11 protein-coding genes and 1 pseudogene are annotated in these 13,020 nt (G+C 38.2%); 3 read left to right on the top strand and 9 right to left on the bottom strand.

Annotation, left to right across the window (positions count from 1 at the left end):
* Nucleotides 1-7: 7 nt before the first annotated feature.
* From ACQ86H_RS17135 to ACQ86H_RS17155, 5 genes are all read right to left on the bottom strand, one after another.
* Entirely contained in the window at nt 8-2,671 is a 2,664-nt protein-coding gene (locus ACQ86H_RS17135) for a SusC/RagA family TonB-linked outer membrane protein (RefSeq protein WP_431291861.1), read from the bottom strand.
* A gap of 23 nt (nt 2,672-2,694) precedes the next feature.
* Entirely contained in the window at nt 2,695-3,237 is a 543-nt protein-coding gene (locus ACQ86H_RS17140; RefSeq protein WP_431291862.1) for a carboxypeptidase-like regulatory domain-containing protein, read from the bottom strand.
* Nucleotides 3,238-3,474: 237 nt separating this feature from the next.
* Nucleotides 3,475-4,419, bottom strand: a complete 945-nt coding sequence (locus ACQ86H_RS17145) for a FecR family protein (RefSeq protein ID WP_431291863.1) — start codon at nt 4,417-4,419, stop codon at nt 3,475-3,477.
* Between the two features lie 89 nt (nt 4,420-4,508).
* Entirely contained in the window at nt 4,509-5,045 is a 537-nt protein-coding gene (locus ACQ86H_RS17150) for an RNA polymerase sigma-70 factor (protein WP_431291864.1), read from the bottom strand.
* A gap of 388 nt (nt 5,046-5,433) precedes the next feature.
* Nucleotides 5,434-6,438 carry an LLM class flavin-dependent oxidoreductase gene (locus tag ACQ86H_RS17155; protein WP_431291865.1) on the bottom strand — a complete coding sequence of 335 codons (1,005 nt, stop codon included), beginning with the start codon at nt 6,436-6,438 and terminating at the stop codon, nt 5,434-5,436.
* 449 nt (nt 6,439-6,887) lie between these two features.
* Here ACQ86H_RS17155 and ACQ86H_RS17160 point away from each other — a divergent pair, with 449 nt between their 5' ends.
* Nucleotides 6,888-7,613 (top strand): LytR/AlgR family response regulator transcription factor, encoded by a 726-nt coding sequence (locus ACQ86H_RS17160; protein ID WP_138823594.1) that lies wholly within the window; start codon nt 6,888-6,890, stop codon nt 7,611-7,613.
* A 28-nt stretch (nt 7,614-7,641) separates the two neighbouring features.
* Here ACQ86H_RS17160 and ACQ86H_RS17165 read toward each other — a convergent pair whose 3' ends face one another.
* Nucleotides 7,642-7,773: a hypothetical protein gene (locus ACQ86H_RS17165; RefSeq protein ID WP_256377611.1), complete on the bottom strand. Its 132-nt coding sequence runs from the start codon at nt 7,771-7,773 to the stop codon at nt 7,642-7,644.
* A gap of 178 nt (nt 7,774-7,951) precedes the next feature.
* Between ACQ86H_RS17165 and ACQ86H_RS17170 the strand changes: the two genes are divergently transcribed.
* A complete protein-coding gene (locus tag ACQ86H_RS17170) occupies nt 7,952-8,989 on the top strand; it encodes a sensor histidine kinase (RefSeq protein ID WP_168202401.1) in 1,038 nt (345 codons plus the stop codon).
* A 203-nt stretch (nt 8,990-9,192) separates the two neighbouring features.
* Here the strand turns inward: ACQ86H_RS17170 and ACQ86H_RS17175 are convergent, their stop codons facing one another.
* Together ACQ86H_RS17175 and ACQ86H_RS17180 are read right to left on the bottom strand one after the other, a co-directional pair.
* Nucleotides 9,193-9,798, bottom strand: a complete 606-nt coding sequence (locus ACQ86H_RS17175) for a sugar phosphate isomerase/epimerase family protein (protein ID WP_431295423.1) — start codon at nt 9,796-9,798, stop codon at nt 9,193-9,195.
* A 25-nt stretch (nt 9,799-9,823) separates the two neighbouring features.
* Nucleotides 9,824-10,078 (bottom strand): hypothetical protein, encoded by a 255-nt coding sequence (locus ACQ86H_RS17180; protein WP_431291866.1) that lies wholly within the window; start codon nt 10,076-10,078, stop codon nt 9,824-9,826.
* A gap of 355 nt (nt 10,079-10,433) precedes the next feature.
* On the opposite strand from ACQ86H_RS17180, the gene ACQ86H_RS17185 reads away from it, so the two are divergent.
* Nucleotides 10,434-11,033, top strand: a complete 600-nt coding sequence (locus tag ACQ86H_RS17185) for a GIN domain-containing protein (protein WP_431291867.1) — start codon at nt 10,434-10,436, stop codon at nt 11,031-11,033.
* 291 nt (nt 11,034-11,324) lie between these two features.
* Here ACQ86H_RS17185 and ACQ86H_RS17190 read toward each other — a convergent pair.
* Nucleotides 11,325-12,748: pseudogene (locus tag ACQ86H_RS17190) on the bottom strand (YeiH family protein).
* Nucleotides 12,749-13,020: the final 272 nt, after the last annotated feature.

The following is a 13,020-nucleotide window of genomic DNA, read 5'->3' on the forward strand; positions in this document are numbered from 1 at the left end:
TTTTTGATTATAGATTTACACTTAAACCAAGGATAAAACTTCGTGCCTGCGGATAACGGCCAACATCTACTCCGTTGTTGTCCATTCCGATTTCCGGATCAAAGCCTGAATATTTAGTAATGGTAAAAAGGTTGTTTGCTGTGGCATAAATTCTTACACCACCTGTTTTTAATTTATTAGCGATCGATTTTGGCAAACTGTAACCCAGGGTTACGTTACGGATACGCAGATAAGAGCCATTTTCCACATAAAAATCAGAAGCTGCAAAATTTCCGTTGGCATCGCTAGTTGAAATAATCGGCACTTTGCCACCTGGATTTTCTGGTGACCAGGCATCTAAAATACCGACCAATTTGTTGTATGAAGGACCACTAGCGCTATAAGTAGTACGTTTTACGGCATTGAATAATTTATTTCCTTGTACGCCCTGTGCAAAAATATTAAAGTCGAAATTTTTATAACTTGCGTTAAAGCTCAACCCATAAGAGAAATCGGGATAAGCGCTACCAGCAAAATAACGGTCTTTACTGTCAATAGATCCATCACCGTTGATATCTACAAATCTAAAATCACCTGCCTTTGCATTTGGCTGAATTTTTTGTCCTTTAGCATTTTTATAGTTATCGGCTTCTGCCTGACTTTGGAAAATACCATCCGTTTTTAATACAAAATAACTATACAGTGGCTGTCCTACCCTATTGGTAAGGGGGGCAACTTCATTCCGGAAATTGGTAGATACAACCTGGTTTTCTATACCAGGAATAAGTTCTTCTATATTGTTGTTTATTTTGGTTAAAGTAGCATTTACGGAATAAGTAAAAGCTGCATTTTTATCACTATTATAATTTAATCCTAACTCAAAACCTTTATCTTTTACTTTACCGGCATTAATGGTCTGAGTACCTAAACCTGCTGTTCCGGGTAATGTTCTCACCAGGATCATTTTATTAATTTCTTTAACAAAATAGTCTGCTGTAAGACTCAATCTGCCTAATACGGCTACATCAACACCAAAGTTTGTTTGTTTAGATTCTGCCCATGCGATATTAGGATTGGCCAAAACCGTTTGAACATAACCATTTTGCAAAGTTGGCGTTTGGCCAAAATAACTTTGTGTTGGACTTAACAATGGGTTCACCGCAGCAGAAGTAAGTGCCGCTAAATTACCGAGAAAACCATAGCTACCCCTTAATTTCAATTCATTTAACCAACTTACATCTTTAAGAAAGTCTTCTTTGCTCATTAGCCATCCAACAGAAGCTGAACCATAATTCCGGGTCCTGTTATTTTTGGTCAGTAATGACGAGCCATCACGGCGACCGATTAACGACACCAGGTATTTTTCGCGATAGTTATAGTTTGCCCGCAGAAACAATGACGAAAGTGCCTGTGCGCTGTAACCGCTGGAAGAAGGCTGTATTACTGTGGCGTTCATCAAGTACCTGTATTGTGGCGATTCATCGTCAAAACCTGATCCTGAAGCAAATAAATTTCTGTATTGTGTTTTTTGAAATGAGTAACCACCTGTAAGATCGAGCTGATGGCTACCAAAGGTACCTTTGTAATTTAACACTTGTTCTGTCAGGAAATCGCTATTATGGTTACTGCTTTCCTGTAAACTATTGCTTAATACGGGTTTTCCTACCTCAGGCCTTTTTGGTGTAAAGCTTTTAAAAGCAGCATCTGTTTTGGTGATGCTTAAGTTAGACCTAAAATTTAAACCTTTGGCTAATTTAATATTGGCATAGGGATTAACGACCAACACATTTACCGGGTTGTTGATATCAATACGCATTAAATCGGCAACAGGGTTAACAATATCGCCATAATCTCCGGCATACGGTCCAGGTAAACCTGCAAAACTACCATCGGCATTGTAAGGTGTGGCATTTGTAGGATAATAAATGGCCGAAAGTAAAGCACCCGTATAATCGCTGCTGGTATTGGCGCCGTTTCCGTTAGTGCTGCTGTACGATAAGTTTTCGCCAATTTTTAACCAATTGGTTACCTCATGTTCGGTATTGATCCTGAAATTATAACGTTTGGTTTTAGTGTTTAACACAATCCCTTCGGCATTGCGGTAATTGAAACTCAAATAATAATTCGATTTTTCAGAGCCACCGTTAATTGCAGCATTATAATCCTGCAATAAGCCATCTCTAAACACTTCATCCATCCAGTTGGTACGTGTAATCTGCCCGTCAGGATATTTTGCGGCATCAAAGGCTGGCAATATGGTAGTACCACCGTTTTTAGCTGCAGTTGCGGCAACCTGTGCACGCTGTTGTGCATTTAATGATTCTAGTTTTTTCCAGGCACTTTGTTGTCCAATTTTAGCATCAAAACTGATCTGCATCTTACCGCTTTTACCTTTTTTGGTCGTAATTAATATTACACCGCCAGAAGCTCTTGCGCCATAAATGGCTGCAGATCCATCTTTTAGCACCGATATCGATTCAATATCGTTAGGGTTAAGCTGTGGAGTACCCGAAAAGATAGATCCGTCGATTACGTAAAGTACATTTTCTCCATTGATACCGCCTGAGCCACGAACATTGATACGAGGCATCGATGTCGGATCGCCACCCTCGTTGGTCACAATTACACCCGGAGTTTTTCCGGCAAGCACCTCACCTACACTATTTAATGATCGCGAAGAAAGTTTATCCATCCCCACAATACTGATTGCTCCGGTTAAGGTTTCTTTTTCTGTGTACCGTAACCTACAACCACTACATCGGCAAGTGTGGAGCGTTCTTCTTTCAAAACCATGTTAATTACCTGGTTTTCGCCAACTTTTGCTTCCATGGTCTGATAACCAATCATCGAGAATGACAGTACGGCATCAGCGGCAACTGCAATGCGATAAGCACCGTTTCCATCGGTAATAGTGCCACTTTGTGTGCCCAATACTTTCACCGAAACACCTGGAAGTGCCAAACCTGTGGTATCTTTTACTACCCCTGTGATTATCCGGTCTGGCTTATTCATTACGGCATTGTTTAAAATCACGTATCCACCTTTTTCTAAAACCTGCAAACCAAGTCTGTCTAAAAGTGATCTTACGGGTTCTGTGTTAAAATCGCCACTTAAAGACATGTTTTTTTGTTGCAGCTGATCTGGATTGTACACAAAACTAAGCCCGGTACGGGATTCAATTTCTTTGATGATCTCGGTCATCTTACGGCCTTTATTGATGGTAATACTAACCGTAGTTTTCTCTAATTTTTGTGCCATACCTGCCGAAGCGAGGATAGAGCTGCAAAAAATGCAGAGGATTGTAAATGTTAAACATGAGTATTTCATGATCTTGTAAAGAGCTGGTGTCCTCTTAGCGGAGGTTGTTTTCATTGCTTAATTTGTTTGATTTTATTTTTGTAAAGCTTTAATTATACTGGCTTTTATTGCCAGAAAGAAAGATTGCGGCGAACGATCTGACCGGTACCGTAGATAATTTCTATATCATATCCTATCTCATCTGTATATATTAAATGTTTTATGATTTTTTAATGCATTGAACCTGAGGTGATGCAGACTGCAGATAATATCCAAAATCTCTTCAGGCGATTGTTTGCTGCTGAAGGATGCAGTAGTTTTAAGTTTACCCAAAGTGATATCGTTCAGCAAAATTTTAATGCTATAAACATATTGGAGTTTAGTGATCACCTGATTGAGGTTTGCACCATCGAAAGCAAATTCGATAAAAGCAGACGCTTTGATTTTACGGATAGCAGCGCGACCCTCATTTTTATCATAAGTTAAAAACTCATCCTTGACCAGCGTAGCCGGGTTACCTTTTTGATTGCTCACCGCCACTTTACCCGTAACTACAGCCACCTCCAGCTGTTTATTTGCCTGATATGATTTAACTTTGAAAGAGGTCCCTAAAACTTTAATGTCTACCCCGGCGCTTGTATGCACTGTAAACGGCCTTTTTTCCTGATGAGCAATATCAAAAAAAGCTTCCCCTTCTTTAAGTGCAATATGGCGGCTGTTTGAAGCAAAGGCTTTAGGATAGCAGAGTTTTGCTGACGGACCTAACAAAACCACCGAACCATCTGACAAAGTAATTCGCTTCTGTTGCTTATTTCCGGTAACTACTGTTACCTGATTTTCAGGCGCTACTTTTGTATTGAGTTTCCAAACGCTTATTCCAATTGTTATGATGAGGAATACGGCGGCAGCAATCCTGATAAAAGATTGTAGTTTGAATACTTTGACGGGTTTTGGCTTCTCTTGCATAGCCACCTGAAGGTGAGCAAACATCTGCGCCCCTATCGCTGCTTTCCGATCGGCGGATAATGCCACATCTTTTGACTGAAGTGTAGCGTACCACTCTTCAACTTTTTTTTGCTCTTGCGGACTTGCCTGCTGATCGAGATATTTCTGCAGCAGTTCCTTTGCCTGTTCTTCTGTCATCTAAATACATGTCAGTTGAAAAGCAGATCGGTACCAACCAAAAATGTTATCTATAGATTAACTTTATGTTAAGCCGATCAATACAGCAATTAACAGGATATAGGAAAGACTTTTTTAAGAAGCTTTAATGCTGCAGAGATCTGGTTCTTTACCGTCTGCACAGAAACGTCGAGTTCAGCAGCAATTTCTTTGATGGATTTTTCCTGTTTTCTGCTCATCGAGAAAACCTGTTGCATTTTCTCTGGTAAAAGCGCAATGGCGGCATCCACCTCCAGGTGAAGCTCTTTTAAAATTAGTTTATCATCCGCAGCAGCAGAATGCTGTTCATCCATCAGGGTCGTAAGCGCAGTTTGGTGCTGTTCTTTAATACTGCCCGACCTGAAATAATTAATCACCTTATATTTTACGGCTCCATGCAGATAAGCACCCAAGCTTCCGGAAAGGTTAATCGTTTTATGGTTTTCCCAAAGCGAAATGAAAATCTCCTGGGTAATATCCTGTGCAAGGGCTTCATCACCCGTTTTTTTTAGCGCAGCATCAAAAACATCTTCCCAATAAAACTGGTAGATTTTTTCCATGGCCAGATGGCTTCCGCACTGTAAAGATGAAAGTAAAGTTTCGCTCAAGGGATGGTGCTTTTTTCACAGCAAAGCTACCAGCTCAATATTCCCTTATTATTAACAAATCTTAAAGTGTACGTGATGATGGAAAATGTAAGATGTAAAATGGAAGGGATTCGGCGCTAATCGGCGATATCTGCAGGAACATTAGCGATTAGCCCCCGCAGATCTAAGAAGATTGAAGCAGATATTTATAACAGAGTCTTAATGTCATTAACTATTTAATGGTCAAAATGAAATAAGTTCTGCGTAATCAGCGATATCGGCAGGAACATGATGCGATTGATTTAACAATATAGTCTTAATTTCATTAACTGCTTAATGTCAAAAAGCAATAGGTTCTGCGCAATCAGCGATATCTGCGGGAGCATGACGCGATTGATATGACTCGCAACTACCCAAAAAACCCTGCAAAAATTTTATTCGAATGCAATTTAGCCTGATGATCATAAATATGCGAGGTGCTCATAATTTCGTTTATGCCATATTTGACAACAAATGCTTCTAAATTTTCTTTAATGGTATTAGCACTACCAATAAAAGAATAATACAACATCTGCTCTACAGCTTCTTTTTCCAACTGACCCCAATATTCATTAATATCATCAACGGCAGGTTTTAGTAATTCTCTTTTGCCTGTTATCACTCCTAAAAACATACGTTTTACAGAGCTTGATAAACGTTCTGCTTCCGCATCAGTATCTGCAGCTACCACATTCACACATGCCATTACATAGGGTTCCTGTAAAAATGCCGAGGGTTTAAAATTATTTTTATAAATGGATATCGCCTGTTCAAAATAGGTTGGGGCAAAATGACTGGCAAAAGCATAAGGAAGTCCTTTTTCTGCGGCTAAGCGCGCGCTATCTGTACTCGAACCTAAAATCCAGATCGGAATATCCAAACCTTCTCCAGGCATAGCCCTTACACTTGCCCGGTTATTACTGGCAGAGAAAAACTGTTGCAGTTTCTCAATATCCCTGGGAAAGCTATGAACAGCATTAAAGTTTTCACCTCGGATGGCCATTGCCGTAACCTGATCGGTTCCGGGTGCCCTGCCCAAGCCCAGATCGATCCGGTTAGGATAAAGCGAAGCCAGCGTGCCGAATTGTTCTGCTACAATTAAGGGAGCGTGATTGGGCAGCATAATACCTCCGGAACCTACTCGAATGCTATTGGTATTACCAGCAATATAACCAATTAGTACCGCCGTTGCTGAACTGGCCACACCAGCCATGTTATGGTGTTCTGCAAACCAGTAACGTGTATAACCTAAAGTTTCAGACTGTTTAGCTAAATCAAGACTGGTTTTAAAGGTATCTGCAGCAGTAAAACCGTCTAAAACGGTTGCAAGATCGAGAACGGAATAAAGTACATTTTTCAATAAGTGATCGGCCATAATTAAAGGAGTAAAATCTGTATTGCAAAAATATCTTTAATAAAACCAACTCACGTTTAAATGAATACAAATGACGTTTAGCCAACATAATCCGTAAGGTACGTTGCAATGCAATGACACAAAACATGAAATGCTTAATAAATGGCTACAACTACATGGGTGTAGGGATATGTATATTCTTGTAACAAAGCAGTTGGGCCCTTGCTCTTAATTTGAATAAATTTCAAACTTATAATAGATTAGCAAATCCGGTAAAGATGAGTATACGTTTATCGGTATTAGCATTATTTTATGGATTGTAGCTATTACCCGCATCTAGTAAACTTAATCGAGAATTTTTCTATTAAATTAGTGAATAAGGAAAAAATTTAAAATTAAAGCGTACAGATAGTATTCTTTTCGTTACGAAAAGGCGTAATTTCGTTATAAGAGAACCAGATTTTTTGAAGATGATTAAGTGCATAGCCATAGACGACCAGTACAGCTCCTTAGCGGGACTACAAAAATATATTGAGGATACTCCAAACATGCGGCTAGTGCAGCAATATACCGATCCAATTACTGCCTTAAGGGAGTTAGCCAATTCAGAAACGGTTGATGTAATTTTTATGGATGTGGAAATGCCCCAAATTTCGGGGCTGGAACTGGCCAAAGCCATCCGCTTCAGAACCAGAAAACTCATCTTCACTACTTCTCACCAGGAGTATGCTTTTGATGCTTTTGAAGCTGCAGGAGATGCTTATTTGCTTAAACCATACAGCTATGCTAAATTTGCTACAACAATTACCAGGCTTTTTGGACATGAAATGACTGGAGGTGCCAACGAGGATTATTTTCTGGTGAAAAATAAGGAAGAAGAGCACCGTGCGGTAATGGTTAAATATGAAGATATTATTGCCTTTGAAAGTTTTCATAATTACATTAAATTACATACTGTAGAAAAAGTAATTATTGCTTACTTAAGCTTAAAAGATGTTCGGGAACAGCTTAGCATCAAAAACGGTTTTATACAATTACACCGTGGTTATATTGTGGCGATTGATAAGATTTTGTATATAGATGGCAATCGGATTACCATGAACAACCAGATTAGCTTTACGGTTGGCGATATTTATTATAACGAATTTAAAAGTTTTATTTCCGAAAGGTTAATCATCAGTAGCCGTAAAAAATAACGGCTACTGATGGAAACATTTAATGGTTTTAAATTAAACCTGAAACTGTAGTAAATGTTGTGGTGGTGGGTTCAGAAATGGTTGTTGGCCTATTGATCTTTCCGCTCTGTTTTTTTTTAAATACAAAAAGTGTTTTTTTTGCTAATTTTTGAGTTTTCATAATTGTTTTTTTTCGAAAACTAGCGGCAATGGCACCCTATAACTTTAGTTGTTACACAAATAGTAAATATGCCTTTATGAATAGGTTGAAATGGCGCAACGGTACGTTGCAAAGATGGTTATACACATATCGTATACACATAATTGCTTGGACAGCATTTATCGTTTGGGAGACTGTGATGGTTATTTACTTCCTTGGCCTGTTAGGTACATTCGGTAACTACGCTATTCATTACACGATTAATATCACCTTATTTTATACCTATGCTTTACTGCTGGAAAAAGCAACGGCATTTCATAACGGAGCAGTATGGAAAGTTCCTCTGGTTGTTATATCAACTATCTTGATTTATTTAGGCATAGTTACAGGTGTTGACATTTTGCTAAATACTTATACCAATATTTTACCCGGGCAACTGCCAAGTCTCAAGATCAGAATAACCAAGGTACTTTACAGGGGTTCTTTTTTCCTTCTTTTTTCTACAGGGTATTATTTCTTAAAGCGGTTTATTAAAGAAAAAACAGAAAAATCCCGTATCGAAAAACAGCGTTTTCAAATGCTTATTGAGAAGGAAAAGATGGATAAGGAACTGGCCATGTCTAAGAATGCTTTCATGAAAGCACAGATTAATCCGCATCTGCTGTTCAATACATTTGAGTTTGTACACCAAAAATTAAGTGCTTACTCTCCGGAAGATGCTAAAGTGATGCTTTATCTTTCTGATATGATGCGCTTTGCAGCCAGCACGCAACATAATGAAGGTTATGTCCGTTTAAGTGATGAAATTTCGCAGTGTGAAAACCTGATCGGCCTGCACCAAATTACCCAGGGTGCAATTTATATTGAGTTTGCCAGCGGACCTGATCTTGATGAAATTAAACTCATTCCGCTTGTTTTGCTTACTATTCTGGAAAATATGTTTAAACATGGAAACCTTAATGATGCAGAAAATAAGGCCACTATTGATGTTTACACTATTGATGGCAAATTGCATATCGAAAGCCGTAATCTACCGAGATCGATAAAAAGCAAGGTAGGCTTTGGCTCAGGCATGGATAATATCAGTAACCGACTCAAATATGCCTACCATCAACATGCAGAAATGACCGCAGGAATTGATGAAGAGGGTTTCTACACTTTAAATATCAGTATTTCCTTAAATGCACTAACCATAGAATCTAAAACTAAAAAAGCTGAACAGCCTATCCTTGTTTAGAAATATCGACCGTCAATTTATGCTTAACTTAGTGAGAGCCATCGCTGCGATTAGTAAAAATGAAAATCTACCCTTAACCTTTGAAACCAGAATGGCAAAAAATGAGTCTACCAAAAATTGATAAGGCTGCGAAAGAATCAAATATGCAATCATTGGTGTTATTATCGAAATAAGTCAAGTTATATCTTCGATAGGAGATAACATCAATCTGTTTTCTTTTCTGAATATACTTCTGCAATCTGAGCAGAAAGATATTTGAAAGCTAGCGGCATTTCGACAGCAGCATTTTTGATGCTCCCTTCAATAAAAATGAAACCTTTATAATTTATTTTGTGCAAAGCTCTTAAATAAGGTTTAAAATCGTCGCCCATAACACCAGGCAATGATCTGTTTTGTTTTTCGGCAACCTCTGAAAATCCAATCAAGTCACCGGCCTCAATAATTTCATCAGGAGATTCTCCTTCACGCATCATGTGGAATATATCGGCGTTGAGCCTGAAATTAGGATGATTAACTTCCCTTACTATCTCTGCTGCTGACTTTAATGAAGTGATGAAGTTAGTTTCGGTGGTTTCGAGGTTCTCTAACAAAATGGTAACTTTATATTTTCCTGCAATTTGCGCCAGCTTTCCAGCCAAAATAACGAAATCAGATTTTGCCTTAACGATATTATATTCTGCGGGAATGCTCCTTGCACCCGAGCTACCCAAAACAATAAACTTAACACCTGCTTGCCCCGCTCTTGAAAGAACAGTTTCGGTATAAGTTAAAACCTTCGCTTCATCTACCTCTGGTCCAGCTATTTTTATGTTCGCCGGAAAAAAAGGTTACAGCTTAATACTTTACATTTTGCTGCTTTAATCTTTTTAAACTGGCATTAAACTGATCATCGGTTAATACAGGTGAAAGCAGCTTCGGAACCGATTCACCGATCATTTTAAAACCAGAAGCATAAGCTAAACTATCCTGTGCCAGACCAGATACAATACCTAAACGCGGATAAACCTGTTTCTCTGAAATAAAACCACAAAAACCGATATAAATCAGGCAAATCAAAAAAAACGGATAGCTGAATTTCGCACCTCTCATATATTTTTCAAATTATTTGGTTAAAAAAATTTAGATCTCAAGATTCCTCCCGCTCCTAATTTATTAATAAATACAGCAGCATTTTGAGAATTCTTGTTTAAAGATAATATAAAATCTAACTATTAAGTTTTGTATTAATAGAATCTGCGATAGAGCAGAAATTAAACAAACAGCAACTCGTAACATTAGAATACAAAAATAAATCCGACCATTGGGCTGTTTTTAAATCCAGTTGGTCGACAATTTAGCTGTGTTGGTATAATATCGATATTTCTGCTGCAACGTTTTAAGGGCATAGGCGTCTTATCTACAAAACAAACACAAAGTATTAATTAAAAATATAAACAACAGCATTATGAAAACCTCAATCAATACCTTAACAAAATCTATATTAGCAGCTATCGTATTAAGTTCTGCTATTTTCTCTACAAGTGCAATGGCTGATGAGAAACAACCAACTAAAGTTTATGCGCCTAAAAACGTAACCCAGGTTAGCGTAAACGGAAACGTAGAAATCACCTTAGTTCAAAGATCGAAAGAAGGCATTAGCTACAATGATGACAATACTGGCAAAGTAAAAGTAACACAAGAAGGATATGCATTAAAAATCAGTTCTGTAGATGATGAAGTCGCCAAAATTACACTTTATGTTAATAATATTTACAGGGTTAAAGCATCCGGTGACGCTGTGGTAAAAACAGAGGGCAAATTGGCTTTGAAATATCTTCAGGTATTTTTAAAAGAAAATGCTGTTGCCGAAATCAATTCTGATACAGAAAGTTTATATACCGTAATCGAAGACAATGCCGATTTAAAATTGAGCGGGGCTACTGAAAAACATACCTTAGTAATGAGTAAAACACCAAAATTAAACCTGGATAGATTTGCTGCACTAACAACAGAAGTGAGTAACCCGGATACAAATGCATTGCAAACTGTCGCATTTGCAAAATAATGAAACCAAAAGAGTAAAAAATCGACAGAAATGTCGCTTTTTTACCAATCGTGGGCTGAGAGGAATCGTCATTCCCAACCCGATAACTTTCGTGTTGATTGAGAATCACAGAGCGCTGATGAATACCTCTGAATAAAAGGACAACTTATGGATAATCCTAATTCAAGCGCTTTAAGATTAGCTTCGCTGAGCACTGCGTGGTTCCTGCCTGCGCGGGAATGACGATTCTGTATATAAAACATTGGTTTTGAAGTATTATCATTTCGATCGTAGTGGAAAAATGATGATACTTCAATTTTTGTGAAGGTTTAAAAATTTCTCGACTTCATTAAACCCAATTCCCATTCTATTTAAAATCAGGCACAGGTAATAAATATCCGCCAAATAAAATATACGACCATAAAAGGGTCCAGAATATATTAAATATTTGTGCGGTAACAAAAGTAAATGCAGGTTTCTCTCCTGAAGTTTTACCAATGATGAAAATTTAGCTTCCATACCGATAGAAATAAATGCGATTGCAAACCAAACCGTGCGTAAACCATTTAAGGTTGGCCCAACACTTTTCGCCGTTGCAGGAGATAAAAGAAAAGAAAATACTAAAGATGCCGCAACAAAACCCAATACAAATTTAGGAAATCGCTCCCACACAATTTTCAATCCCGGGCGCTCTGCTTTAAGGATTACGCCATCTTCCCCTTTAGGTTTTTTATAGGCCCACCATATTGCAATGAAAAATGCAGCTACACCTATAAAAACATTTTGCGAAAACTTGGCGATAACTCCTGCTTTAACGGCTATTGGTCCAACCAAATCGCCTGCAGCGGTTACGGTTGCCGTTGTATCTAAAGTACCGCCCAGCCATGCTCCTCCAATTACTTCAGGTATATGAAAATACTTTACCGCCCAGGGCAAAATTACCATCATCGGGATAGCCATAATTAACACTAAAGTGGTAACATAAGATAATTTACGTTTATCGCCATTAATAGCTCCGGCAGCTACAATTGCTGCAGAAACTCCGCAAATAGATACTGCTGACGCCAATATCACACCAAATTCATCATCAACTTTTAACTTGCGGCTCAACCACATCGAAAAAACCAGACTACGGTAACAACAATAACCGCCTGTATGATACCAGGTAAACCAGCTTTAATCAAATCGGCCGACAAAATAGTTGTTCCCAATATGACTAAACCTGTTTTAATATAAAACTCAGACCGCACCGCTTCTTTTAGCCAATAGGGCAACCTAATCAGATTACCTAACGCGATACCGATAAGCAATGCAAATACCACATATTCCAATCCAAAATAGGATACACTTTTATTGCCTCCGATAATAAAGGAAACAATGGCTAATAAATAGATAAGTGCAAAACCACCAGCAAACCGTGCAACATTACCCCCCGATAAACCTATAGCTATTGAAGCAAAGGCCAGAAAAACAGCCCCCATTTCAACAATCAGCAATAGGTTAGCTCCCGATAATATCTTGCCCAAAAGATCTTCACTATTTGCCCATTTAAATGCAGGTAAACTGATTACAGTACTATTGCTGGTTAAATAAAGCACAGCCGCAATAATAATTGCCCCTAATATAACTGCCCACCAATCTTCGGTGAGCGATTGTAAAAATGTTTTCTTATCAGGGCTTATTCCGGCATCTGTTAAGGCTCCGGTTGTATCGGCTGCGTTGTTTCGATTCGACATAGTATGATGTTAATTTGATTTCAGTTCTAAAAATACTTTTACCGCATTCGGCAGGCTGCAACAAGCGAATATGATCTTATTATAATATAAACCGTTACCCAATATCTAACTAAAGTAGTTATTCAGCAAGATTTTATCCGTAACAAATATTTGACCTTAAATCTTTTGTTGCAAATCGGTGGACCTTTCAGCCTTTCATTTTTTTGCCCGATAATAAACAGGATGTTCGATATCGGGCATTTTTAAATCTGAAATAAAAAACAAATCACTAA

This window comes from Pedobacter sp. P26 (genome assembly GCF_050632135.1).
Taxonomy (GTDB): Bacteria; Bacteroidota; Bacteroidia; order Sphingobacteriales; family Sphingobacteriaceae; genus Pedobacter.

Bases quoted from the DNA above. Each gene is read 5' to 3' on its own strand.
- ACQ86H_RS17155 (WP_431291865.1), bottom strand. From the start codon at position 6,438: ATGGCCGATCACTTATTGAAAAATGTACTTTATTCCGTTCTCGATCTT.
- ACQ86H_RS17145 (WP_431291863.1), bottom strand. From the start codon at position 4,419: ATGACAGAAGAACAGGCAAAGGAACTGCTGCAGAAATATCTCGATCAG.
- ACQ86H_RS17170 (WP_168202401.1), top strand. From the start codon at position 7,952: ATGGTTATTTACTTCCTTGGCCTGTTAGGTACATTCGGTAACTACGCT.
- ACQ86H_RS17160 (WP_138823594.1), top strand. From the start codon at position 6,888: ATGATTAAGTGCATAGCCATAGACGACCAGTACAGCTCCTTAGCGGGA.
- ACQ86H_RS17140 (WP_431291862.1), bottom strand. From the start codon at position 3,237: ATGGCACAAAAATTAGAGAAAACTACGGTTAGTATTACCATCAATAAA.
- ACQ86H_RS17185 (WP_431291867.1), top strand. From the start codon at position 10,434: ATGAAAACCTCAATCAATACCTTAACAAAATCTATATTAGCAGCTATC.
- ACQ86H_RS17135 (WP_431291861.1), bottom strand. From the start codon at position 2,671: ATGGATAAACTTTCTTCGCGATCATTAAATAGTGTAGGTGAGGTGCTT.
- ACQ86H_RS17165 (WP_256377611.1), bottom strand. From the start codon at position 7,773: ATGAAAACTCAAAAATTAGCAAAAAAAACACTTTTTGTATTTAAAAAA.
- ACQ86H_RS17180 (WP_431291866.1), bottom strand. From the start codon at position 10,078: ATGAGAGGTGCGAAATTCAGCTATCCGTTTTTTTTGATTTGCCTGATT.